The sequence below is a fragment of the Enterococcus larvae genome (assembly GCF_017830045.1).
Taxonomy (GTDB): domain Bacteria; phylum Bacillota; class Bacilli; order Lactobacillales; family Enterococcaceae; genus Enterococcus_L; species Enterococcus_L larvae.
The window spans coordinates 234,394-259,985 of record NZ_JAEDXU010000002.1 but is presented as its reverse complement, the minus strand read 5'-3'; the positions used below and the strand labels follow the sequence as shown (position 1 = coordinate 259,985).

The window sequence follows — 25,592 nt, the reverse complement described above, 5'->3', positions numbered from 1 at the left end:
CTATTTCCTCCCGCTATTCGTCAACAAATTGACTTAGATAATCCCAACGCTCAATTTTATTTTCCAACTCTTGTTCTATTTCCTCTAAACGCTTCTGTAATTCCTGTAATCGGGTAAAGTCATTTCCTTGATGATTCATTTCTTCTGTAACTGTTTCCTGCTCCTGTTCAAGGGCAGCTATTTCATCTTCAATCACTGTCCACTCTTTTTGTTCCATGTAAGTCAGTTTCGTTTTTTCCTTCTTCTCAGAAGGTTTTGCGACAACTGGTTTCTCTTTTTTTACCTCTGCCTTTTCCTCTGACTCGTTTTCTAGATAATCGCTCATTGCACCATAGTAAGTAGCTATTTCAGTATTTCCTTTAAAAACAAGCAGCTTTTCAGCAGTCTTATCAAGGAAGTAACGGTCATGGGAAACAGCAATGACTGTTCCGTTGAATTGGCGGATATAGTCTTCTAGTACAGTTAGTGTATCAATATCTAAGTCATTGGTTGGTTCATCCAATAACAGGACATTCGGCTGCCCAATCAACAGCTTTAGTAAATAAAGTCTGCGTTTTTCTCCTCCGGAAAGCTTCCCAATTTTTGTCCCATGCATAAAGCGTGGAAACAAAAATCGTTCCAACAGCTCAGCAACACCAATTGTTTGCCCGTCGGCTGTCCTTGTTTCCTCAGCGGCTTCCTGTAAGTAAGCGATCATTCGTTTTTCTGGGTCCATCTCTTCATTTTGCTGGGTATAGTATGCCAGTCGAACAGTCTCGCCGATTGCATAGCTCCCGCTTTCTAAAGATAATCTCCCTGAAAGTATATTTAGTAAGGTTGATTTTCCAGCACCATTCTTTCCAGTAATCCCGATTCGGTCACCTGCTTGGATAAGTAAAGAAAAATCATTCAGTAATTGCTTTCCTTCTATACTATAAAAACCATGTTCTACTTCCAACACTTTTTTCCCCAAGCGTTGAGTAGCCAGGTTCAACTCAATCGATTCCTTTGTTTTGACCTGATGCAGATTTTCTTTCAGCTCATGAAAGCGATCCTGACGTGCCTGCTGCTTAGTTCCTCTTGCCTGAACCCCAGCTCGCATCCATTCCAGTTCTTGCTTGAAAAGCTGTTTTCTCTTCGTTTCCTGCTCAACCTCTACCCGTTCACGCTCTGCTTTTTCAGAAATATACGCTTCATAATTGCCGATATATTCATGCAGCTTTCCAAAGGACAGCTCAAAGATCCGATTCGTGATACGATCCAGAAAATAGCGATCATGGGTAACCATAATCAACGCTCCCGAATACCCCTTTAGATATTTCTCCAACCAGCTGATTGCTTCATAATCCAGATGGTTCGTCGGTTCATCCAACAGCAGCAAATCAGGTGCCTCTATCAAGGTCTGAGCCAGACTGACTCTTTTCTGTTGACCACCAGATAATGCACCGATCTTCTTATCCAGAGTATCGATCCCCAGCTTTTGCAGGATGATTTTAGCATTGGTATCTGCAGACCAAGCGTCTTCTTTATTCATATTTTCTTCCGCACGCGTATATTGCTTTTGAGCAGATTCATCCATACCGTTCTGGTTCAAGGCAATTAGAGCCAGCTCATATTCCTTTACCGCACGAATGATAGGTGTATCTCCTTGGAAAACAGCTTCTACCACTGTTGACCCCGGATCAAACGTATTTGCCTGAGACAAATACCCGATACGATAGTCCTTCGCCTGTTTTACCGGATTGAGGTCGCCATCACCAAAATCCTTTCCGGCTAATATATTCAATAAGCTTGTTTTACCTGTTCCATTGATCCCGATCAACCCAATCCGATCCTTCTCGTGAATCAAAAACGAAAGATCATCAAACAACGTTTTTTCTCCAAATGTTTTGGTCAAGTTTTCAACTCTTAATTCCTTCACAGGTTCACATCCTTTTCGTCCTGATTCATTGTAACAAAAAAATGCTGAAAAAAGAAGTTGCATTTCTCGCTGCAGGTGTAAAATTAACTGGCTTCTCTTTCTCTATGCAGCCTAGTCTTCTGATGATACGCCATATTCAACAAAAAAGCTCTCAGCCAATGATCCTCTATCGACCATGGCTAAAGAGCTTCCTCTATTTCGTTTATTCCTCAATCACAATGTCTATTTCCAAATCCTTCGCTACCTTATCAGATAAAAAAGCTAAAAATTTCTCCAATGGAATTTTATACTGAAGGATTGGTCCTCTGCGACCGTTTCTAAAATAATTCACTTTGATATCCTCATCCTTAACCTGCAGGACGATTTTCTCTAACTCTGAATATCTGATACCTCTATTATCAAATGAATTGGTAATGATTCGGTTATCAGCCATCCCCTTGCAGTCCAACAAGAAGCTGAACAACAGACAAGCAGTCATAATATCTTGTAATTTGTCATTTAAGGTTTGTGGAGTCAATAACCCAAACAGGAGGAATATAACTCCCAGCCCCACGCCGATAATTGCCGGTGCCGGTGAACGTTTTGCAAAAATCTGTACACTCCTTCTGACAAGAATCAGATAGGCATACAGTATAATAACAAATAGCGTCAAAATAATTGTAAAGAAATCCAAAATAAGAAAAGCCTCCTTTTAAGTCTATGACTTGATTCTTTATTGATCCTTCGCAGCAGCTTTTTGCTGATCCAGCATAGTTAAATGCTGATTTATTTTTTTTATTTTATCTTTAGAAATCAAGATATCTCGAATCATCTGATCCCGTTTTTCGCCCTTAGGCAAACGGTTGACCACTTGATAGTAGGCTGCCAGCAGTTGGACTTGCTTCATCTTTTCCTTCTGCAGTCTATCTTCTGTGAGTTTCATCGATCAGTCTCCTTCAATGAACTATTTACTGAAAAATTAATGTACTGTAATATTTTAACACACATCTATCCGTCTGTTGAATAATTTCTGCTTTACAGAAAAAACCAATAGATGACCACAGCTTACAGAACTCTTTATCAGCAAAAAAGAAAGACTCTGGCTTGCAGTTGTATGCCTGCGTGCCACAGTCAGTCAAATAACTAAAAATAATTTCTCATAAGCCTATTATTGTGCTGAAATAGCTATCCCAATGGCTTTTTCACCTAAATGAGTGCCGATAACAGGACCAAAATGACCGATTTCGATCTCTGCTTCAGGATACTGTGCCTGAAGCTTTTGTTTTTCTTCCTCAGCTACTGCTAGATTATTAGCATGGATCACATACAGCTTTACAGGGTGGTCAATCTCAATATTTCGTTGGCCAATCACCTGCTCTGAACGTGTGAATGCCTTTTTCGTTGAACGAATTTTTTCAAACAACACGATTTTGCCGTCTTCAAAGGTTAAAATCGGTTTTATCTTCAATAGCCCTGCAATCAGCGCGGCACCATTTGTCAATCGTCCGCCTCTTACAAGATTATTTAAATCCTCAACAACCAAGTATGCATAAGTATTGTCTCTGATAATGTCCAGCTTCTCAAGAATCGTTTCGATCGATCCCTCAGTCTCGGTACCTTCCAAGGCAACTTCTACCATATGACCCATTGGCATACTGGTAATCTTTGAGTCATAAGGATATAGGTCAACACCCTTGATATTTCCCTTCAAAGAAAATAATGTGCTGACAAATCCTGAAATACCAGCTGAAAGATGAATGCTCAAAATCGTGTCATAGCCCTTTGCTGCTATTGATTCATATAACTCAATCACTTCTCCCAAAGCCGGTTGAGAAGTTGTAGGAAATTCTGAACTGCTATTCAATAAACCATAATATTCGTCTGCCTCAATATCAACGCCCTCATTATAAATCTTTCCATCCAGAATTACAGGGATTGGAATGATGAATAAATCTTCATGTGTTTTGATTCGATCCGGCAAATAAGCTGTACTATCTGTAACAACAGCAAGTTTCATATAAAAAACCCTCGTTTCATTTTTCTAAACTTTATTAAATATAACATACTCTCAAATAGATGAAAACTCTATTTTTCATGCTAGTTGGCTAAAAAACTTTGAATCGCCTGCTGATTCATCCCAAGATCGATTTCCAACACGCTTCCTGCATAGTCGTAATAGCCATTCGCCCATGAATCATCAACAGGAACAGTCAAACGATCAATACCTGATGCGCCTTTGAGAGCCAGAGAAGGACCATTCATCAAAAGAAATGTGCTTGGAATATTATTCGCCATATACCCAACGAGTTTTCCTGCTGATTCAGGTGTTCTCAATAAAACAAGAGGATTCTTCAGTTGTGAAATAACGGCTGACATTACTTGCTGCTGTCTTCTTACACGACCGAAGTCAGCTTCCTCATCCATTCGGAAACGAGCATATTGCAAAAGCACATGACCGTCCATTTTTTGATTTCCTTGTGCAATATCAACACCATCAAGATTTATATCCTTTTCAGCATCAATTTCTACACCGCTTGGAAAAAGAGAATCGATTACTTTCTCAAAACTTTGAAAATCAACCTTAGCATAGTATTTGCATTCAATTCCGAAATTTTGCGCCAAGGTCTGACGAACCAGTTCGGCTCCGCCATATGCATAAGAAGCATTGATTTTATTTGCATCATAGCCGGGAATATCTACGAAAGTATCCCGCATGAAGGAAATCAGCTTTGGTTTTCCGGAAGGACCATCCAGCTGGAGAACCATGATCGTATCTGCTCTACCTGAGTCTTCACCACGGGTGTCACTTCCCAGCAGCAGAATGTTATTTGATCCATCTGCACTCTTCACCCCATTGAAGGTTTCTGCCTCTTCCGCCGGTAAAGAAGTATCGTGCTCCGCTGCATATTTTCCTTTAAAGAAAAAGACAACAGGAAGAACAATCAATAAAAACAGAGCCAGCATCAGCCATTTAAGCCATCTTCGTTTTCCGCGCTTTTTGATTTTCTTCGGTTTTTTCGGTTTTCTGGGAGGAACAGAGGAACCTCCGCTTTCAGGGATACTACTCTGATAAGCGCTATTTCTATCTTCTGGCATCTGCTGCTCGTATGCTTTATTATATTCCTCCGACTGTTGTTCCGTTCCCTTTGTTCTTCTTGGATTGAAACCAGCCTGCTCTTCTTTTTCAGATTCTTTATGTATATCTTTGTATCGATCCATTCGACTCATAGATTCACGCCACCTTTTTTATTTCGCTCAGAAATAAGCATACCCTATTTCCTGAAAAAAGTCTTTTATAGACAGAGATTTTAAGGAAAAATAAAAAGACCTTTTCAGATCTTTATATTCCATGAATTGGATGAACCTTATAATTTCCAAAAACTTTGACTTCTCCACCCATCTGCTGAATCTCCTGTAAAGCAAATTGGATCAATTCCGGCGACTTGTCTGCCACTAGGTCGATTAGAAAGAAGTATTCTCCTAATGTAGTCTTTAAAGGACGAGATTCAATTTTACTCAAATCGATTTCCCGCCAGCTAAAGGCTGATAATGCTTTATGAAGCGCCCCAGGCATGTTGTTGGGCATAGTGACTGCCAAAGTCATTTTCTGCCGCTCAACAGGGATATGAGGTAATTCCACCTGATCTGAGCCAATTACCCAGAATCGAGTACGGTTGATCGCCACATCCTGAATGTTCTCTTGAACAATCGCTAAATCATACTTTTCTGCTGAAAGCTTCGGTGCAATTGCCGCTATTTTTTGTGTTGGGTGTTCTGCGACAAAACTGGCTGCATATGCAGTAGAAGGCGTCTGTTCCAGATCTGCATCAGGAAAATGACAATTAATAAATTCCTGTGATTGAGCCAATGCCTGAGGATGAGAAAGAATACGACGAATCTCTTTCCAATTCTCTTTATTTTCTTTGCTTACCATCAGCTGTTGAAAAATCGGCAGCACAATTTCTGCTCCTACAGGAATGCTGCTTTGGTGGAATAGGTAATCCACTGTAGTATTAACAGAGCCTTCCAGAGTGTTTTCAATTGGGACAACACCTAAATCCACTTCATTGAATTCAACTGCCTTGATGCAAGCTGGTATTGAATGAAACGGAACCAATGTATCTTCTGGGAATGCCGTTCTTGTTGCTGTATGTGTGAATGAGCTCTCCGGCCCAAGATAACCAACCTTCATATCGTCACCTACCCTATAAATTTGCTAATATTTCTTTTGTGACCTCTTCCGGTGTCTGCTTATCCGTACTGACGATCATACTTGCTGTTTCTTTATAATACAAAATACGAGGCTCAAAAACATCCTTGATTTCTTCCGGAGATTTCGATACCACCAAAGGTCGAACCGTTGTGTGGTCATTTTTCAGCCTAGGAATAAAGACTTCAGGTGTTGTTTCAAGATAGACAACAGGTGCCATAGCTTTCAACAGTTCACGGTTCTCTGGTCGCATGACGATACCGCCGCCTGTCGAGATCACAAAGTTATGATCGATATATTTCTTCAGCACTTTTGTTTCTTTTTCCCGAAAAGCTGCTTCTCCATATAAATCAAAGTACTCCTGAATCGTCATCCCGATTTCTTCTACTATTTTATCATCAAAATCGATATGTTCCATACCAGTTTCTGCGGAAAGGAGTTTTCCGACAGTTGTTTTCCCCGCTCCCATAAATCCTATCAGAGTAATGCCCTTCATCTATTTTCCTCCTGCTCCATATAAGTTTTCCAGATCTTCAAAGAAGTTTGGATAAGATACAGCAATCGCATCTGCTTTCTCCAGCTCCACTTCTCCTTCTTCCACCAATAATGCAGCAATTTGCAGCATCATTCCAATTCGATGATCGCCATAGCTGGTTACCTTGCCGCCATTTAATGCCGTCTTCCCTTGAATGATCAACCCGTCATCTGTGGGTGTGATTTCAGCACCTAAATGATTCAGCTCATTAGCAACAGCATCAATTCGATTGGTTTCTTTGACCTTCAACTCTTCTGCATCGCGAATCACTGTCGTCCCTTCAGCTTGGGTTGCCATCAATGCAATAATCGGCAGTTCATCAATCAGTCGAGGAATTATCTCTCCCTTGATTTCAGTTCCTTTGAGGTCACTTGTTTCTACTGTAATCCGACCAGATCTATTTTCTTTATCCACTTCTTCAACGATTATTTTCCCGCCCATTTGCTTGATAACATCGATAATTCCAGTTCGAGTAGGATTCAAACCAACATTTTCCAAAACAATTCTACTGTTCGGTAAAATCAACCCCGCTACGAGAAAGAAAGCCGCAGAAGAAATATCTCCCGGAACGTTGACCTCTTGTCCAGTAAAGGTCTGCGGACCTTGAAGATGGATTTCTTTTCCAGAAACATCAACTCTCCCGCCAAACTGACGAATCATATCTTCGGTATGATCACGTGTCTTTTCTTTTTCAATAACGACTGTTTCTCCCTCTGCCTGTAACGCAGCAAACAGAATAGCTGATTTTACCTGAGCACTTGCCACCGGCATGTTGTAGTGCAATGGCTTGAGTTCTTTGTTTCCATTGATTGTCAATGGCGGAAACTCACTACCTTCACGTCCTGTACAATCTGCGCCCATCTCGTTCAATGGATTCATCACACGAGCCATTGGACGCTTGGCGATTGAAGCATCGCCGAACAATTTTGTTGTAAAGGGTCTTCCAGCAAGAATACCGCTGATCAAACGAATCGTTGTTCCTGAATTCCCAACATCAATTGCTTCTTTTGAAGGCTTTAATCCTTCAAAACCTGTGCCGTGAACAGTGATTGTCTCACCATCGTCCTCAATGGAAACTCCAAGAGCTCGAAAAGCTGCAAGTGTACTTAAGCAGTCCTCTCCCCGAAGAAAATTTTTGATTGTTGTTTTCCCATGTGCAATCGATCCGAACATGATGCTTCTATGAGAGATAGATTTATCACTTGGTACATGAATCGTTCCTGATAATTGCTGTTTATTTGTCGCCAGTTTCAAATGATCCCGCCTCCTTCTTACTTATCTTTTATAGTGAAAAATGTCATTCGCTTATAAATCGGCCCTTGTTCATTTCTTTGAAAATCTGAGCTTGTTCATAGGAGAAGAAATATCTCCGCCACTTTATTTTTCATAGCACAAGTACGCTGTTTCCTTTTCCAATGTTTCCTTTGCCTTTTCTAAATCTTCCTTGCGTTTGAAGGTAAGCTGTAAAATACCAAAAATATCTTCCCGTGTTTCAAGAATTTTTAAATTGATCAGGGACAATTCTCTTTTTCCTAAAATCCCTGTTACTTCAGCAATTACCCCCGGAACGTCAGGAATATCAACAAACAGATCATAAAATGCAGGAATAGCTCCTTCTTTATGGATCGGCATTTGATTTCTTGTTTCTTTCGCTTCGTAGAAGAATTGAAAAATCGCTTCCTGATTGCCGTTTTTCAGCCATTGTGAGACCTGATCCATTTCATTTTGCCAGCCTGTGATCAAATCCAGCAAAATCTCTTTATTGTTCAAAAGGATGTCTGTCCACATTTCAGGATCAGATGAAGCAATTCGAGTGATGTCCCGAAAGCCTCCAGCAGCTAATTGTCTTGCCCGAGGATGCTTTTCATTGAACACTTTACTTTGATTGACCAGTCCGGCAGCAATCACATGGGGTAAATGACTCAGCATACCAGTGATTTGGTCGTGCTCTTCCGGCTCCAAGGTAACGAACTTCGCCTGTGTTCCCTTCAACAACTCTTTAAGAGCGTTGACCTTTTTTGAATCTGCATTCTGGTTCGGGGTCAGGATGTAGTATGCATTTTCAAACAATCGTTCATCACCGGCAGTGACGCCGGATTTGTGGGAGCCAGCCATTGGATGACCACCAATAAATGAATCCAGCCTCAGCTGCTCTGCCGCCTCCACGATTTCCTTTTTCGTACTTCCTACGTCACTGATGATCACATCCGGTTTCAAGATGCAGCTGCTCAATTCAGTCAGCTGTTTCTTCACCACTTCCACAGGTGAACACAGTAAAATTACATCCGCTTCAGCTGCAGCTTCCTGCAGCTCAGCCCCTCTTTCATCAATAATGCCTCTTTTTAAAGCAAATTCTTCAGATGCCTCTTGAATATCTATTCCGATAATAGTTACTTTCGGGTGTTCCTTTTTCACAGCCAAAGCCAAAGAGCTTCCTATTAAACCTAAGCCTACAATCACTATTTTCTTTGTCATTATTTTCCACACTCCAATTAGTTGTTTTTAGAATTGTTGAGTGTAGCGGCGATAGGTTTCGATATCCGATTTCATTTGCTCAAAGGAATCACTGTCGAACTTATCTAAAACAGCCTGTGCTATTTCTGTTGCAACGACTGCTTCACAAACGACGCTGGCAGCAGGTACTGCGGTACTATCCGAACGTTCCACACTGGCTTTGTATGTCTCTTTTGTATCAATGTTCACACTTTGCAATGGTTTATATAGCGTTGGGATCGGCTTCATCACGCCTCGAACAATCACCGGCATCCCGTTGGTCATTCCTCCTTCAAATCCGCCTAGATTATTAGAAGTTCTTGTGTAACCAGTTTGCTCATCCCAAACGATTTCATCCATGACTTTACTACCAGGCTTATTGGCCATTTCAAAGCCGATACCAAATTCCACGCCCTTAAAGGCATTGATGCTGACAACCGCCTGTGCTATTTTCGCATCCAGCTTACGATCCCATTGAACATAGCTGCCTAAACCGACAGGTACTCCACCCACAACGACTTCCACAACACCGCCGATCGTATCACCGTTTTTCTTCGTATCATCGATCAATGCTTTGATTTTTTCCTCTACCGCAGGATCGACCACTCGTACCTCTGATTGTTCCGATTTTTCCTGGATTTCTTTAACAGTCAAGTTTTCCGGGATAGTTGCCTGAATGCCTCCAAGAACAACTACATGACCGGCAACATCAATAGCCAATTCCTTCAACAGCTTCTTAGCAACTGCGCCGATAGCTACCCGCATCGTTGTCTCTCTCGCTGAAGAACGCTCCAACACATTTCTTAAATCTGTATGTCCGTATTTGATTCCGCCAACTAAGTCCGCGTGACCGGGACGTGGTTTATTCACACGACGGATGTTTTTTTCTTTTTCAGAAACCTCTTCAACTGACATCACTGACTGCCAATTTTTCCAATCATTGTTTTCAACAATCATTGTTACAGGCGAGCCTAATGTTTTTCCATGTCGGATTCCTGAAGTGATGCGTACTCTGTCTGTTTCGATTTTCATTCTTCCGCCTCGACCGTATCCAGTTTGTCTACGGGCAAGCTCATGGTTGATATCCTCAGCACTTAGCGGTAATCCTGCCGGTAAGCCTTCAATAATTGCTGTTAATTCGGGGCCATGGGATTCCCCAGCTGTAATAAATCTCAATTGACTCAACTCCTCTTTAAGTATTCCTTCATCTCTTCTATTTCTGTAGGTACGATTTTTGCTTTACCGATCTCTTCAAGCAAGATGATCTTTATAGCGGTACCTCTCGTTTTCTTATCGTGCGTCAAGGCTTGGTACAGTGTTTCCTCGTTCCAATTATCATAAGAAATCGGCAATCCGAATTTCTTCAACATTGTTATAAGCTGTTCAGTTGTATCTTCCGGCGTTAACCCCTTTTGCTCTGCAATTCGATTGATTTGAACCATACCGATTGCCACCGCTTCGCCATGACTGACAACACCATAACCCGCAGTATTTTCTATTGCATGACCAATCGTATGTCCAAAATTGAGAATCAATCGAATACCATTATCCAATTCATCCTCCTGCACTACAGCTCTCTTTATTTTCAGACAGGCAGTAATGATTTCAGGAGCATGAGCTAAAAGATCCTGCTCATCCTTCAAATTTTCCAGCTTTTCCCATAGCTCTTTGTCTGCAATCGCAGCAGATTTGACAATTTCTGCGATTCCCTCCTTCAAACGGCGCGGCTCCAATGTATTCAACGTATTTGGATCGATCAGTACGCCATCAGGCTGCCAGAAAGCCCCTACGAGATTCTTTGCATTCTTAGTATTCACACCCGTTTTTCCACCAATACTGCTGTCAACTTGTGCTAGAAGTGTTGTAGGGACCTGCAAGAAATGAATTCCTCTCATATACGTAGCAGCAGCAAAACCTGCCAGATCGCCAATCACACCACCGCCTAAAGCCAGAATCCCATCACTACGGGTAAACTGATTTTCAGCTAGATGCTCATAAATTTTTTCTGTATTTTCTAGTGATTTGCTTGTTTCACCGGCTGGAACAACAATCTTTGTTGTTTCAAAGCCGTTTGCAGTCAGCTGATTTAATACAAGCGAGCCATACAGCTCATCAACGGTCGTATCAGTAACTATTGCTACTTTTTGCGGTTTCCACAGCTTCGCCGCCCATTTGCCAATTTCAGTAAGACTGTTTTTCTCAATGATGATTTGATATTCATGTGTAGGTAATTGAACTGTCAGCATTTCACTGACCTCCTTTTTGAAAAAAATGATTGTCATGTTTGGCTGAACGGCTTCAGTTCTGCCAGTGGGCACATAACCTATTGACTTATAAAAATCAACTAGATACTCTTCCTGTTCTATAGTATCCAACAGCCAATTCCTGCAAGCAGGGTACTCAGCCTCGATTAGTTCCAATGCCGTTTTCCCAATACCTCGTTTTTGATATACCGGAGAAACAGCAATCGGCCCTAGCTTGATTGTCTCTTTTGATAGATGAGAAAGTCTAATGCTTCCTGCAATCTCGCCATCTGATAAGATAAAATACAATGAATGAGTTGAACTCTGGTATATCCTATATAGCTGTTCCATAGTGACTGATGCAGGATTAGAGCCGCTATCCTTATATTTTTCCAATATGTCCGTAAATGCTTTTTGATATATTTCTTGCAGTTTGGGAAGCTCTTCAAGAGCTATCGATCGAAGTGATACCCCAAGGGTCATCCCTCCTATAATGAATTGATTTCCTTCATTGCTTTCTCCATGATTTGTACTTCCTTCATCATTTTCATGTATGTCTTCTCGTTCAATGATTGAGGACCATCTGACCATGCATTCGCTGGATCAGGATGGATTTCTACGATCATCCCATCAGCACCTGCTGCCACTCCGGCACGAGCCATTGGCGGTACCAAATCCCAGATTCCTGTTCCGTGGCTTGGGTCAACAATGATTGGGAAATGACTTAGCTTTTTGATCAATGGTACAGCACTTAAGTCAAACGTATTTCTAGTCGCTGTTTCGTAAGTGCGGATGCCTCGTTCGATAAAGATAACATTATTGTTATTTTGAACAGCGATGTATTCTGCTGCATTCAACCATTCATCGATCGTACCGGAAATTCCTCGCTTCAATCCGATAGGTTTTCCTGTCTTCCCAACAGACGCTAATAGTTTGAAGTTCTGCATATTTCTTGCCCCGATTTGCAGGATGTCGCTGTATTCAGCAACCATATCGATGTGACCTTCATCCATGACTTCTGTGATAACCTTCATTCCCAGCTCGTCAGCTGCCTGACGAATGTATTTCAAACCTTCTTCTTCAAGTCCCTGGAAAGCGTATGGTGATGTTCTAGGTTTGAATGCACCGCCTCGTAGGATTTGGGCACCGCCTGCTTTCGCAATACGTGCACATTCTCTGATTTGGTCTAAGCCTTCAATGGAACAAGGACCTGCCATTGTAACGAATTCACCATTCCCGATTTTTACACCATCTACATCAACAACAGTATCTTGAGGATGAAACTCTCTTGAAGTCAGCTTGTAAGTGTTTGAGATGCGAACTGTATTTTCCACTCCTTCGTAACTGTTGAAGGCTACATCCTGCATTTTACGTGTATCGCCCAACAAGCCGATAACTACATGATCCTTACCTTGATTGATTTGGACATCCAAACCTTCTTTTTTCACTCTTTTTATAATTGAATCCACTTGCTCTTTCGTTGCGTTTGCTTTCATAATTACGATCATAATAATTTCCTCCTGAATGTTGTCCGTTTATTTTTAGTTGATTAGGTCATGTCTGTATTTTCCAGCCACGCCCTAGTTGTTTTCGATAATAGGTTTTACTTTTTCAATCGGCATTTCCTTGCCGGTCCATAGTTCAAAGGCTGCAGCCCCTTGATAAAGCAGCATACCCAGACCATTCATAGTTTTTGCACCTCTAGCTTTTGCCTCTTTTAAAAGTCTTGTTTCTCTCGGTGTATAAATCACATCATAAACCGGCAAATCTGCTCTAAGCATTGTGAAATCCTCGATTGGCGAAGCATCCAGATTCGGTTTCATCCCTACACCAGTTGCATTTACCAATAGGCCGCTTTCTAATATATCCTTTGTCAGCTCTTCCTGCTCTGTCAGATCATGTAAATGAATGCTGCAGTCGGTATTTTTCTCGATATAGATTAGCTTTTCTTTTACTTTCTCAAAAAATTCATCTCTACGATTATAGACAGCAATCTCCTTCACACCATCCAGTGCCGCTTGTACAATAATTGCTGTTGCCGCACCACCGGCTCCGATAATCGTCATTTTTTTCCCGATAATGTCGATTTCCTGATCCTTAAGGCTTCTCATAAAGCCAGTTCCATCAGTGGTATAGCCAGTGAGCTTGCCATTTTCATTAACGATCGTATTGATCGCTCCTACCAACTTGGCAGCCTCACTCAACTCATCCATCATTGGAACAGCCGCCATTTTATGCGGCATAGATAGGTTTGCACCCAGCATATCCAGTGCTCGGATCGAGTCGATTGCTTGCGTCAGACGTTCTTCCCCTAATTCGAAAGCCAGATATACTGCATCGATTTCCAATGCTTGTAATGCTGTGTTTTGAATCATAGGTGAAACGCTGTGACGAATCGGATCTGCGAACAGTCCAATCAGTCTTGTGTGACCTGTAATCGTGTTTTCCATTATTCAACCTCCATAGTTTATAAATCTTGTTAAATGAATCAATGAACAGGATTTATATAGAATCAAAACAAAAAGCAAGGTATTCACAGTAAATTTACAGAAAATCTACAGTGAATACCTTGCAAAAAAGATAAAATAAAAAGCCACTATAGATTTTCATCTACGCGGCTTGAAAGTCATGTTGAAATCCCTTAGCCATCATAGATACAAACTTGCGTTATGCATTGTTTGCACCCATGATAATCATGAATACAAACTCACCTAAAATAGCTAAAGTAATACTTATTCAGTTGTGTATGTTTCTGGATCGTTGTTTTCATATCAATCACTCCACTACTGTTTTAAGAATTTAACCAAGTATACTCCCACGCTCAACAGATTGTCAACAGTTTTATGAAAAAAATGTAAAAATTATTTTTCCACAGACAATCAGCCTCCGTAAATAGTGTCATTTTTCTCCATACTTTCAGCTTTCTAATTGCTCTCTCTCACTCGCTTTTCCCACCGACGACTGCAGCTGTTCGCTATCTGCTTGCCGATTCACAGAATGAAATACTAAAAACAAAGCCAAGCTTAAAAGCATGACAAGCAGGAAACCCTCACTGAGCAGATCCAGCGTGAATGCCTCACCAACACCTTTGAATACCCCGATTTTCTGAAAATCTGAAATCAACCTTTTGAAAACGGCAGATGAAAGAGCAATAGCAATTCCTCCTATAGCAGTCAGAACGTAAAAGCCTTCTAAAGTAAATTCCAGTGCAATAATTGAAGAACACTCACCAAGCAATCTTTTGATAAGGATTTCTTCTTCCTCGATAGCCGCCTTCTGCCTATAAAAGCTCTTTATATAAAGTAACGTTGCGAGAAATAGAAAGAAACAAATAATTGATGCACCAAATTTCAAAATTGTCAGCAGCATGATCAATGATTGGAATGTTCCACTCTCGCCAGCTTCAACAGCTTTTTCAAAGAATATATTTTCCAAATCAATCCATGCTGAGAAGAAACCAATCCAATTCCAAGTGAAGAAAAAGAGAAAGAACAACAATCCGATCATCACGAAGGAGGTGAAATAACCCTTCCGTCTTCCAAGAGATTGGAGAGCGTTGATTGCTATATAGTACAGCTTGATTCCAGCATCCATAATCATTTTTGAACCTCCTTGAAATCATTGTAATGGTATTGCATAACATGACGATTGATGATTGTTTACTAAATCACAACAAATTGATTACAGAAATTTCAAAATAACATACCTATCGCTATTGAACTTAGATCCCCTACATACAACAAAAAAGCCTGCGTTTGTCATTAAGACAATACTGCAGACTTAATTATGCGAATTGATAATATCATGCTTACTATTCAACTACCTCTTAGGGAGTAGAATATCCGGCACAACAGATTGCTATACTATTGGTTAAAATTCAGATGCATACACATCATCTACTGTTTGGTTCGGGTCGATCACGATATACAAGCTGTTTGTCTTCTCGCTGATCTTAGTAGATTGATACGTATTGTCCAAACCTTCATCACTTTTATCTTTGTATGGGAAATAAACCAAATCAGGTGTCCCGCTCTTATAAAGGATTTCCATACGCTCAATATCTTCATATTTCAGCGCACGAGCAAACATGCCTGATTCCAAACCGCCCATGTTGATGTCATGTGTTTGAACATGATCACCTTCTTGGAAAATCTCGATTTTGAATCCTGCGCATGGATGAATTTCTACAAATTCACTACCGTTGATACGTCCGAAGCTTGTTGTGATTTGCTTGATCCACAAGTCGCCAATATAACGACGACCGATCGTCCAAGTTTCGCCATTTCTGAAATAAAATTTTAACCCTGTCATTTCTCTCGCCATAGTATTTTTCTCCTTAATAAATAAATTCTTAACACCTTCAAGTGTAGCACACTTTGTGAAAGCTGCCTAAAAATACGCCTGTAATCAAAGCTTACTTAAAAAGATTTCTGTTGCTACTACAACACGCTGATGAGTACCGACTGCAATCAGCTCTGCTCCATCATATACCTCAAAAGAAAAGTCGGCTTTTGCTTTTATACGAGCTTCTTGGGTGATTTTGACAGTGATTTCAGCCCCCACTTTGGATGGTCTCAGATGCTTCGTATCAATTTTTGTACCGACACTTGTTTCCCCTTCAGTTAACTCCTGTCTCAAAAAATCCCTTGCAGTGTTTTCCACCATAGCAATCAGAGCAGGCGTAGCCAATACTTCCAAATCACCTGATCCAACCATTTGTGCAGTGTTTTCCGGCTCAACTGTAAATTGCTTTGAATAAGTAGTCATTACTGTCACTCCTTTTTCACAAACTCTTTGGCATACGCAATCAATGCTTGTTTTTCGTTCACGAGTACACCATTGATAACAGCCTCTTCCAGCTGATCGATCAATCGTCCCAACCATTTTCCCGGCTTCTGATCGATTTCAGCTAACAAATCATTACCCGTTACCTTCAGCTGTTTTCGATCTGTAATGGGCAAACCTGAAAACAGCTTCTCTGCTTCCTCAAGCTTGACCTCTTGACCATAAAAGAACAGCATTTTTTCTACAATCAATACTTTTTCTAATCCCATTCGAAAGAGATCCTTCGGCTGCCAGTCGGCCTCTAAGCGTTGCCCCAATCCATAAGAAAGCTCCGTCACATCATGGATCAAATGATTGGAAAGCTTCCATAGTTTCAAGAAATCTCTACTCTCTGTGATTGGAATAGCCAGTTCCCTAAGCAGCATCGCCCAAACCATCCGCTCTTCCTCAATCATTTTGTTTGGCAGCTCTGAAAAGCGAAGAAGAGCCATTGTTTTCTCTTTTAAACCAGGACAGCTCTGATAGCATTCTGTCTCAATGAAGGGAAGCAGCCCTTTTTGGCGATTTTCGCCTAACAGCAGCTTCACAAACTCAATCGTGATCCGTTCAACAGATATTTTGGATAGAAGAGAGTGGAACTGGTAGATTGCTCCCATTGTCTCTTTTTCAATGTCAAAATCCAGCTGACTGGCAAAACGCAGCCCTCTCATCATCCGCAACGCATCCTCATGAAATCGTTCCTTTGGGTCGCCAACCGCTCGAATGACACCATTTTTTAAATCAGCCAACCCGTCGAATAAATCAATGATTGTTCCATTTTTTTCTAATGCTAATGCATTGATCGTAAAGTCTCGACGCTTTAGGTCCTCCTCCAGCGAACGTACAAAGGTAACTGTATCCGGTCGTCTATAATCCTGATAGGTTGATTCTGTTCGAAATGTAGTGATCTCATATTGATCCTCTTCGTATAAGACCAAAACGGTTCCATGATCGATACCAACATCCACTGTACGCTTGAAGATCTGCTTGATTTCTTCCGGATAAGCACTGGTTGCTATATCCACATCATGGCTCTTCTTGCCAAGCAAGGTATCCCGAACACTGCCGCCGACAAAATAAGCCTCAAACCCATGCCGCTCTATCTCATCTATCACCGCAGATGCTTTGATGAATTCCTCCGGTAAGTGCTCCAGCCTCATAGCAGATTTTCCAATCCATAAACTAGCTGATCCAATGCAACAACCTTCTGACAAGCAAGAGCTACACCTGTCATAAATGAGCTGCGATCATAGGAATCGTGGCGAATCGTTAATCCTTCGCCAATACCGCCGAATTGTACTTGCTGGTGTGCAATCAAACCAGGCAATCGAACACTGTGGATTTTCATCCCCTCGAAATCAGCACCACGAGCACCCTCTATCAATTCCTCTTCCTCCGGGTGCCCCTGTTTCTTCGCATCTCTTACCTCAGCCATCATTTCTGCCGTTTTTAATGCTGTTCCACTCGGTGCATCCAGTTTGTTGTCGTGATGCAGCTCAATGATTTCAACATCTGGAAAATACTCTGCTGCTTTTTTCGCAAACTGCATCATCAAAACAGCACCCACTGCAAAGTTTGGTGCAATCAGTCCGCCGATTTTCAATTCTCCTGATCTTTTTTTGAGCTCAGCAAGCTGTTCTTCTGTAAAACCAGTTGTTCCAACTACTGGTGCTATTCTATGTTCAATGGCAAAGCTAGTGTTTTCATAAGCGACAGATGGGATTGTAAAATCGATCCAAACATCGGGCTTAGTCGTTAATACCTCTTCTTTTGAGCGAAAAACAGGTACATCAGCTTCATAGCCTGAAAGCTCATTCAAGTTAGTCTCTTTTGCAAAAGGATCAAGTACACTGACAAGCTCCAGTTCTGCGTGTTTAAGAACCATGTTTACTGCGGTACTGCCCATCTTTCCTTTAAATCCGGCAATCGTTACCTTAATCATGTGTTTTTCCATCCTTTCGTTCGAAGCGGTATTTGTCCCGCTGATTGAATTTTTCCATATTTTTATTAAACACTTCTGTCAAATCAATTTCAAGTGAATTCGCCATGATCATAGTCACAAACAGGACATCCCCGATTTCCTCTTCCACTGTTTTTGGCTTTTCATCTGTTTTTTTTGGTTTTTCTCCATAATAATGATTGATTTCTCTGGCTAACTCGCCTACCTCTTCTGTCAATCGAGCCATCTGACTCAAGGGCGAAAAATAACCTGCTTTGAATTGGCGAATATAGGCATCTACTTCTGTCTGCATCGCTCGGAGTGATTCTGTTTTTTCCATTCTGCTCAACCTTCCTTCCTTCACATCTTAACAAAAACTTTTTCTATTGAAAAGATTCTTCTTGTCGTTTTTTATTTTGAGTGATAAAGTGGTGAAGGAAAAGGAGGCGTTTGTATGGAAGAAAAAAGCTTTTATGTAAAAGATATTATTATTATTTTGATTGGAACAGCCCTCTATGCATTCGGGCTTGTAAATATCAACATCGCCAATGATTTGGCGGAAGGCGGTGTTACCGGGATCACCTTGATCCTACTGGCATTATTTAAGATAAATCCCGCCTATTCTACCTTGTTGATCAATATCCCGCTAATTTTGATTGGCGGAAAAATCCTTGGAAAGCATGTGTTTTATTATACCATTATCGGAACAGTTTCTCTTTCAGCCTTTTTATGGATTTTCCAACGAATGCCTGTAGAAATCAATCTAGATCATGATCTATTGATTGCCTCTTTACTTGCCGGTTTGGCTGGCGGTGTCGGCAGCGGACTGATTTATCGTGTTGGTGGTACAACAGGCGGAAGTGATGTGATCGCTCGTATACTAGAAAAGAAATACGGTGTCAGCATGGGCCGCTCGCTGCTGCTGTTCGATATCCTTGTTCTAACATTGTCATTAAGCTATCTGGATGTAAAGCGGATGATGTACACCTTGATTGTTTCTTTTGTTTTCAGCAAAATCGTTGATTCTGTTCTGGATGGTGCTTATTCAGCTAAGGGGATCCTAGTCATCTCCAACCATTCAGAGGATATCGGCGAAGTGGTCATGCACTTGCTGGAACGTGGTGTCACCTATCTTTCAGGCCAGGGCGGTTATTCCCAAGTAGATAAAAAAATCTTGTATGTTGTTGTCAGCCCAAGTGAAATCATTGAAGTTAAGCGAATTGTTCACGAGCTTGACCCGAAAGCCTTTCTTTCAGTGATCAACGTTCATGAGGCTATTGGCGAAGGGTTTACCTATGCGAAACCTTCTAAAAGGCTTTTCAAAAAAAGTCGAGCCGTTACTTAAATCCGTAGATAGAAAGAATACAGACCTATCGGAAAAGTCAGAAATTACTCTGCTTCTTCCGGTAGGTCTATTTTTGACTGTCAGGGATGACAAACAAGTTTTTACAGTTCCTTTATCTAGTCTTCATCCGATTCAATTCATCTGAAAGCTCCAAAAATGACTCATAATCGCCATCTTCAAGAGAACGATCAATTTGATTTCGAAGCAGGTTCATTCGAGCAAGTTGCTCTTCTCGTTCAAAATAAGCCTCGATTTCCTGAACTGTTTCTTCACTGACGTTATCCTTCCATGGCGCAAAAGGATTATCTTCAAGAATCGACAGGTACTCTGCATTCTGAAAAGCTTCACTGAAGAAGCACTCTAGGTAAAGAGTATCCTTCCAATTCATGCGAATCTCGTGAAAAATCTGGTCTGTATCTGTAAACATTTTGCCCTTTATAAAGAGAACGATCGGTTCCTCCTCCATCTCAGAAGAAGCAATTTGTATCCCTCGCTCTGTTTTTTCAGCTTGCTCAACAAAGGTCACATTATTCAAAATAACCTCGTGATTGATCAAATAGTTCAAAATCCAAATGATTTCCCGTTTGCTGAAGGAAATATTATTGACTAGCCAAACAAGAAAGTTTTTCTTATCAGCAACATTGATGTCCATACGATCACCTAGCCTTCCTGTAAATCATCAAGTAAGGATGCCGCTTCATTATCGCCCGGTTCATGAGCCAGATAATGCTGCAGTACTTCTTTTGCCTCTTTCAATTGTCCTTCTTCTCTTAGAAAAATCCCATATTCCTTCAAAAAATCCGGTTCATGAGCTAATTCTTGATACGCCTGCTTATAGTAAAGCTTTGCTTGATCAAATTCCTCCAGCTCGTTATAAGCATTCGCCAGATTCCACTCTGCATAAGGATGCCCTGTCTCTTCCATCTTCCCTAAAGCATCAATCACATCTTCAAACCGCTCTTCTGTTCGATACAGGTTGCTTAGTGTCAACAAACTCTCATCAACCTTCTCGCCAAGTGCTACGGCTTCTTGCAATAACTTTTCGGCCTTTTCTGCATCATGCAGTCGATAGGCATTTTCAGAAGCCAGCTGATACAAATCAACTTGAAACGGATTTTCTTTTATCCCTTCTTCAATTACTTCTTGCGCCTCCTCCAAGAGCTCTTCTTCCTGTAGGGCTTCACCTAAATACAGGTATAAAGACTGATACTGAGGATTCAATGCTCTCAGTTGTTGGAACAAAATGATTGCCTTTTGATTTTCATGCATTTGAATGTACGTAAATGCCAACTGGAACAGACGGTCATCAGTCTGCTCTTCTTTTAAGCTGTTTTCTAAAAATGGTACTGCTTCCTCGAAATGCCCCATCATACTATAGCTGGTCCCTAAGCGTTCGTTAATTGATACACTTGAAATCGCTGTTGTCCCTTCGTCTAATAAACGCGTATACTGCTCAACCGCTTCAGCAAACTGACCGTTGACAAAGTATAACTCTCCTCGAGCGAATATGATCAATGGTTCACCCGGCAGCAGCAGCTCTGCCTCCTTCAGCTTCGCTTCGCTGACTTCCGGAATCCCCATGACCTGATACAAATCCGCTAAAACCAAAAGACTCTGCACATAGCTCGGGCTATCTTTAGAAACCAAGCCCAAATAATCCAGCGCTTCATCAAACTGAGCATTTTCAATCGCAATTTCCGCTAAGGGAAGGTTCAAACCATCGGCATCTGGAAAATCAATAAGCAGCTTCTTGAATATTTGCTGCGCCTCTTCCAAAAAGCCAATGGAGAGTAATTCTTCGCCAAGATCAGCTAATGTGTCGCCATCATCTTGTCGTAATGCCTCTGCAAGCATCAGCTGTGCTTCTGCCAAATTTTCATTATGTAATGCTTCAAGCATTTTTTCACTATACGTCATCTCTTCACTGTCCTCTTTTTATCTTCTCTATCAAATTTTTATATTCTTCTACTGCCTGAATCAACTCTTCTGCCTCAAAAAATTCTTTATCTCCCAGCACACCGATATCCAACAAGCATGATGCCTCTCCAAATTCTTCACTGCAGGTCAGCAACTCCTGTACATAATCACTGACAAAAATCTGCTCAGGAAACTCAATTGGATAGCCTAAACGAATCAGCCAAACCAAAAAGTTTTTTATATGAAAGGAAAAGCCATTTTTTTGTTGTGACCAAACCAGTTGAAGCAGACTGCCCAACAGACTTTTCATATAAACGGAAAGCAAGTGTCCGCCATCGACCGTATAAAAGGCTGTTTCAAACAATTGACCAAACTTATGGATTGCTGCCTCATCTTTTTGATAGTAGCCTAGCATCGGCTCCATCAAACCATTGAAGGACTGCTGATTCAAGCGACTTCGATCAGTAAAATTTTTATACAGGTCACGTAAAAATTCATGACTGCATACTAATCCACATTGAATGAACACCAGAAAATCGATCAGCTGTCGATCGCCATCCTTCTTGATCATTGTCTGATCATACACGATACGAGTTGCAAGGGAGGGAACCGATAACGCATTTTTATGATTCAGCTCTATCAAACCATTACCAGTTAATGATTCACTAAGTGCCTGTAAGGAAAGCGGAAGCAGCCATAATTCCGTTGTCAAAACTGCTGTTTGATTGATAAATGCAGAGAGGTACATGACCCCTTCATTCCCTAGGCCGATCAACAGATAATCCTCCTTTGCAGGGAAAGCGGCAACAAATGTCAACAACGCTTCCAGCTCAGAAAAATTATTGCAATGGGTATCATTTTTACAAATGTACCAATCAAGATTTTGTCGCTCGTTGAACAGCTGGATCAGTTTATCAGAAAACAGATCATAATACCTTTGATTCGTCACCAAAAGAATATGTCTTTCTTCCAACGGTTCATTTTTTAAAAGAGAAGCAACAGTTTCGCCATAGATAACACTACTCTGATGATCCTTTTTCTCATAAACAAATTCCATGCAGCACCTCCTTGCTCTATTTTACCATTTTTTTATTAGAGCAAACATTGTAACGTCCTAAAAATAAAGAACAACTATAGATAACTACTGACAAAGGATGATTTTAGGTAAAAGTAAAGAGCAGCACCTCTTGTGAAAACCTGTGGGTGTTAACTAGCTTACTTAGAATAAAAATCTTGTTTGCCCATTTGTCCCGAAACACTGTCATTCTCTCTATCGGGACACTCAACTATAGCGTAAAATCAGAAAAAATCAAGGGGTATGGAAGAACTATAAATAACTATCAAAGATAAAGAGCGATAAGTACACCTGAAACAAAAACCACAAGATTGTTAATCATAACAAAAAGAACTTTTTGTAAAACAAAAATGTTTTATTATCTATTTTACTATTATTTTAACTATTACACGAATGATTCGATGCTTATATAGATTAAATCAAAAAAAGAGGTTCTCTATAAAAGCAGCAGCCATAAAAAGTGTGATAGCTATTCATGAGAATAATCACTCTCACGAATAGCTATCACAGCCTATTTATAGCGCTACTATCAAAATATATTCATTTGTTTGTGCTGCTCTTTATTAATTACCATAAATTACTGTTAATCAGCTCAACACCCTCTATTCCTATCATTGAAACAAGCTCATTTTCAATTAATGCATTGAACTCATCTGGATGAATCAGCACAGTGAGATCTGCTACGACCACACCATGTTCTTCAACATATCTTTTAGCTGCCTCTAATTGTTGATTGTATGTCTCCATTTGAACAAAAGTACTCAGCTCTCCTTGGCTCTCACTAGATTGGGAGGTATAAACCATAGGATTAAATATACGTTCAATTTCTTCCCCCAATTCTTTATTATCCAACAGATAATTCAGCATAGACCGATAATGCTGTTCCAGCTTTTCCGGAGCAGAATTAATCATCACATTTCCATTTTGCAGCAAACTGGGATATTCCTTGTTCAGTTGGCTGACTTGCGCCATATTGGTAAAATGTCTGCCGTCTCCATACCCTGCATAACTACCATTAAAGCGAATGCCAAAGGAGGACTGAAAACCACTTTCAAGAGACGACGAGGCAATCCCGGCTGTCAGGACATGACTAAGCTTTTGATCAAGCACCAGTTCTTTTACAGTCTCTAAGTTGACCTCTTTATAGGAATCGAAATAGAGCTTTACTTTCATAACTGCTGTTTCAGGCAGCTTGCTGACCTTTTCCTTTAGGTCATCCAACTCCTGATTTCGGCTAGGTCCAAACATCTCTTCTGTCGATATTCCCATGTATGAAAACATAGGATTTTCATAGGTCACTGATAATGGCTGACTTTCTATTTTTCCTTTTTTCAGTGTCGTTACCTGAACACGCGTCTCGTTTTTCAAAACATCATAATAGCTATCGCTTAACACATAGGTACCAATACCCATCTGCTCAATATGGACAGCTTCTAGCGCATACCCTCCAATTGAAATGTTGTTTTCAATCATTTTATACAGCTCATATTCACTATATGTCTTCTCTGTTCTTCCTTCTGTTGGATCAAAAAACAGTTTATCCAATAAAGGTCTGCCAATACTCCAACCGCCAATCAATACAAGAAAAATGAGGACTCCGGTAATCACACCGTGCTTTAGCCAACGACGCCGTACCAACCTTCGGACATGTGATGCAGATGCCTCCTCTTCTTGTTGTTCAAAATGCTCCGGCACAGGAAGCTCCTCCAACTCAAACAAGTATTCCTGAATCGCTTCAGCTTTCTCAAGCTCCTTTTCTACAACTGCTTTTTCCTCAGCCGTTGCCTGTCCCCATTTATATTTTTCCAATAATTTCCTAAATTCCCCTGATTCCTTCATTGAGCAGCCTCTCCTTTATTTTATTTCTACCTCGGTAGAGTATCGTTTTCACCTGACTGAGACTCATCCCAAAATAGGACTGTATCTCCTTGATTGACATTTCTGAATAATAGAAATGAAAGATCACTTCTTTATAGGGAGAAGGAAGCTCTGCTACGATTACCAACAACTGCTCCTTTTCCTGCTTTACTTCAAGCTCTTTCTCCACATTCGCTGCACTCAAGAACTCTTCTTTCACATTGTGAAGAGGAAGAATACGCCACCTTTTTCTTCGCCTTTCTCCATCAATGAATTCATTACGAATCACCCGCAACAACCAAAATTTCTGCTGTGATTCAGGAACCTTTTCAATCGTCAAAAGAAGCTTATAAACTGCATTTCCAACCAGATCATTTGCCTGCTCCTGATTCTTAGTCAAATAGACTGCATAACGAAACAACTCTTGATAATACTTTTCAAACCCAACAGCAAACTTCTCATTAGCCCCATTCATCACAAACCTCCTTTTACCTTATATACGACTGAACAACAAAAAGGTCACAAGAAATCGACCTTTTTATTCAAGTTTTTAATTCTGTCAAAATCATGACATAGAGAAACAAAAAAAGAGTGTCAACAGAATACGTCGACACTAAAATTATACATGATTTCATAGGATTTTTTTTAATGAGTAAAAATTTCAGCAAGCCAATCAAGTATCAGCTTCTATCTGTTAAAATAGCTCACAGAGCATTCTCTTACCCTCATTTTGAGTCGTACTTATGTGATTTATTGCGCTGCTGCTTAACCTATGCTATCCTTGAATGAAAGAAAGGAGGAACAAAATGTCTAAAGCAAGCTTTATTGCTTCATTACTGCAACAAGGAAAATTTGTTGAAAAGTATAAAGAAGCAGGTAATTCTATGCTGCCGATCTTAAAATCAAATCAACCGGTTAGCCTTGATCCTATCACCGATGCAACTGATTTAAAGGTAAAGGATATCGTCTTTTGTAAAGTCAAAGGAAATTATTACACGCACCTGATTTCTGCTATTCGAACAAGAAACAGTCAAATAGAGTACCAGATTTCCAATAACCATGGCTTTATCAACGGATGGGTCAAACGCAAAAACATATTCGGCAAAGTAGTAAAAATTTGGTAGCATTACCGAATTTTATTTTTTTGCCTTTTTTTACTTTACATAGCTTTTTAGTGAGTAGTTCATACGGATAAGCAGGCAGCATGGACCTTCAAAAGTGACAGTATGTCAAAAGAGCTGGAGAAATGAAAAGAAGTCTTTTGATCTGTGCTTT

At 40.6% G+C, this 25,592-nt stretch carries 26 protein-coding genes and 1 pseudogene; 2 read left to right on the top strand and 25 right to left on the bottom strand.

Features of this window, described 5'->3' with window-relative positions; genetic code table 11:
* Positions 1–13: 13 nt before the first annotated feature.
* The 20 genes and pseudogenes from I6N96_RS05295 to I6N96_RS05205 form a co-directional block, all read right to left on the bottom strand.
* Complete coding sequence (locus tag I6N96_RS05295) at positions 14–1,900, bottom strand: ABC-F family ATP-binding cassette domain-containing protein (RefSeq protein WP_209556471.1); 1,887 nt, start codon at positions 1,898–1,900, stop codon at positions 14–16.
* Between the two features lie 202 nt (positions 1,901–2,102).
* Positions 2,103–2,573 (bottom strand): hypothetical protein, encoded by a 471-nt coding sequence (locus I6N96_RS05290; protein ID WP_209556470.1) that lies wholly within the window; start codon positions 2,571–2,573, stop codon positions 2,103–2,105.
* 39 nt (positions 2,574–2,612) lie between these two features.
* Positions 2,613–2,822, bottom strand: a complete 210-nt coding sequence (locus I6N96_RS05285; protein WP_209556469.1) for a hypothetical protein — start codon at positions 2,820–2,822, stop codon at positions 2,613–2,615.
* Positions 2,823–3,047: 225 nt separating this feature from the next.
* Complete coding sequence (locus I6N96_RS05280) at positions 3,048–3,896, bottom strand: DegV family protein (protein WP_209556468.1); 849 nt, start codon at positions 3,894–3,896, stop codon at positions 3,048–3,050.
* An 80-nt stretch (positions 3,897–3,976) separates the two neighbouring features.
* Positions 3,977–5,107 carry an LCP family protein gene (locus tag I6N96_RS05275; protein WP_209556467.1) on the bottom strand — a complete coding sequence of 377 codons (1,131 nt, stop codon included), beginning with the start codon at positions 5,105–5,107 and terminating at the stop codon, positions 3,977–3,979.
* 112 nt (positions 5,108–5,219) lie between these two features.
* The gene (gene pheA, locus I6N96_RS05270; protein ID WP_209556466.1) at positions 5,220–6,071 is read right to left on the bottom strand and encodes a prephenate dehydratase; all 852 of its coding nucleotides are present in this window, start codon (positions 6,069–6,071) and stop codon (positions 5,220–5,222) included.
* 13 nt (positions 6,072–6,084) lie between these two features.
* Entirely contained in the window at positions 6,085–6,585 is a 501-nt protein-coding gene (locus I6N96_RS05265; protein WP_209556465.1) for a shikimate kinase, read from the bottom strand.
* Positions 6,586–7,878 carry a 3-phosphoshikimate 1-carboxyvinyltransferase gene (aroA, locus tag I6N96_RS05260; protein WP_209556464.1) on the bottom strand — a complete coding sequence of 431 codons (1,293 nt, stop codon included), beginning with the start codon at positions 7,876–7,878 and terminating at the stop codon, positions 6,586–6,588.
* Positions 7,879–8,001: 123 nt separating this feature from the next.
* Positions 8,002–9,099: a prephenate dehydrogenase gene (locus tag I6N96_RS05255; protein ID WP_209556463.1), complete on the bottom strand. Its 1,098-nt coding sequence runs from the start codon at positions 9,097–9,099 to the stop codon at positions 8,002–8,004.
* A gap of 27 nt (positions 9,100–9,126) precedes the next feature.
* Positions 9,127–10,293, bottom strand: coding sequence for a chorismate synthase (gene aroC / locus I6N96_RS05250; RefSeq protein WP_209556462.1), 1,167 nt, complete (start codon positions 10,291–10,293; stop codon positions 9,127–9,129).
* 5 nt (positions 10,294–10,298) lie between these two features.
* On the bottom strand, positions 10,299–11,363 hold the full coding sequence (gene aroB, locus I6N96_RS05245; protein WP_245186865.1) for a 3-dehydroquinate synthase: 1,065 nt from the start codon (positions 11,361–11,363) through the stop codon (positions 10,299–10,301).
* 66 nt (positions 11,364–11,429) lie between these two features.
* Positions 11,430–11,843 (bottom strand): annotated as a pseudogene (locus tag I6N96_RS19860) (GNAT family N-acetyltransferase); the annotation flags it as partial.
* 5 nt (positions 11,844–11,848) lie between these two features.
* A complete protein-coding gene (gene aroF / locus I6N96_RS05240) occupies positions 11,849–12,868 on the bottom strand; it encodes a 3-deoxy-7-phosphoheptulonate synthase (protein WP_209556460.1) in 1,020 nt (339 codons plus the stop codon).
* 72 nt (positions 12,869–12,940) lie between these two features.
* Positions 12,941–13,810: a shikimate dehydrogenase gene (gene aroE / locus I6N96_RS05235; protein ID WP_209556459.1), complete on the bottom strand. Its 870-nt coding sequence runs from the start codon at positions 13,808–13,810 to the stop codon at positions 12,941–12,943.
* A 466-nt stretch (positions 13,811–14,276) separates the two neighbouring features.
* The gene (locus I6N96_RS05230) at positions 14,277–14,960 is read right to left on the bottom strand and encodes a hypothetical protein (RefSeq protein WP_209556458.1); all 684 of its coding nucleotides are present in this window, start codon (positions 14,958–14,960) and stop codon (positions 14,277–14,279) included.
* A gap of 270 nt (positions 14,961–15,230) precedes the next feature.
* Positions 15,231–15,683 (bottom strand): hypothetical protein, encoded by a 453-nt coding sequence (locus tag I6N96_RS05225; protein WP_209556457.1) that lies wholly within the window; start codon positions 15,681–15,683, stop codon positions 15,231–15,233.
* Positions 15,684–15,767: 84 nt separating this feature from the next.
* Positions 15,768–16,127: a thioesterase family protein gene (locus tag I6N96_RS05220; protein WP_209556456.1), complete on the bottom strand. Its 360-nt coding sequence runs from the start codon at positions 16,125–16,127 to the stop codon at positions 15,768–15,770.
* Between the two features lie 5 nt (positions 16,128–16,132).
* Positions 16,133–17,344 carry a CCA tRNA nucleotidyltransferase gene (locus I6N96_RS05215; protein ID WP_209556455.1) on the bottom strand — a complete coding sequence of 404 codons (1,212 nt, stop codon included), beginning with the start codon at positions 17,342–17,344 and terminating at the stop codon, positions 16,133–16,135.
* A complete protein-coding gene (gene dapB, locus I6N96_RS05210; RefSeq protein WP_209556454.1) occupies positions 17,341–18,126 on the bottom strand; it encodes a 4-hydroxy-tetrahydrodipicolinate reductase in 786 nt (261 codons plus the stop codon). Before dapB ends, I6N96_RS05215 begins: the two co-directional genes overlap by 4 nt.
* Positions 18,119–18,463, bottom strand: coding sequence for a nucleotide pyrophosphohydrolase (locus I6N96_RS05205; RefSeq protein ID WP_430650120.1), 345 nt, complete (start codon positions 18,461–18,463; stop codon positions 18,119–18,121). The genes dapB and I6N96_RS05205 overlap by 8 nt, the downstream gene beginning before the upstream one ends.
* Before the next feature lie 114 nt (positions 18,464–18,577).
* Between I6N96_RS05205 and I6N96_RS05200 the strand changes: the two genes are divergently transcribed.
* Positions 18,578–19,468, top strand: a complete 891-nt coding sequence (locus I6N96_RS05200) for a YitT family protein (protein ID WP_209556452.1) — start codon at positions 18,578–18,580, stop codon at positions 19,466–19,468.
* Between the two features lie 112 nt (positions 19,469–19,580).
* On the opposite strand, the gene I6N96_RS05195 is transcribed toward I6N96_RS05200, so the two are convergent.
* The 5 genes from I6N96_RS05195 to I6N96_RS05175 form a co-directional block, all read right to left on the bottom strand.
* On the bottom strand, positions 19,581–20,120 hold the full coding sequence (locus I6N96_RS05195; protein ID WP_209556451.1) for a ReoY family proteolytic degradation factor: 540 nt from the start codon (positions 20,118–20,120) through the stop codon (positions 19,581–19,583).
* 8 nt (positions 20,121–20,128) lie between these two features.
* On the bottom strand, positions 20,129–21,385 hold the full coding sequence (locus tag I6N96_RS05190) for a tetratricopeptide repeat protein (RefSeq protein WP_209556450.1): 1,257 nt from the start codon (positions 21,383–21,385) through the stop codon (positions 20,129–20,131).
* 4 nt (positions 21,386–21,389) lie between these two features.
* On the bottom strand, positions 21,390–22,442 hold the full coding sequence (locus I6N96_RS05185) for a hypothetical protein (protein WP_209556449.1): 1,053 nt from the start codon (positions 22,440–22,442) through the stop codon (positions 21,390–21,392).
* 585 nt (positions 22,443–23,027) lie between these two features.
* Entirely contained in the window at positions 23,028–24,299 is a 1,272-nt protein-coding gene (locus I6N96_RS05180; RefSeq protein ID WP_209556448.1) for a hypothetical protein, read from the bottom strand.
* A complete protein-coding gene (locus I6N96_RS05175) occupies positions 24,277–24,792 on the bottom strand; it encodes an RNA polymerase sigma factor (RefSeq protein WP_209556447.1) in 516 nt (171 codons plus the stop codon). Before I6N96_RS05175 ends, I6N96_RS05180 begins: the two co-directional genes overlap by 23 nt.
* A 331-nt stretch (positions 24,793–25,123) precedes the next feature.
* On the opposite strand from I6N96_RS05175, the gene I6N96_RS05170 reads away from it, so the two are divergent.
* On the top strand, positions 25,124–25,441 hold the full coding sequence (locus tag I6N96_RS05170; RefSeq protein ID WP_209556446.1) for a hypothetical protein: 318 nt from the start codon (positions 25,124–25,126) through the stop codon (positions 25,439–25,441).
* Positions 25,442–25,592: the final 151 nt, after the last annotated feature.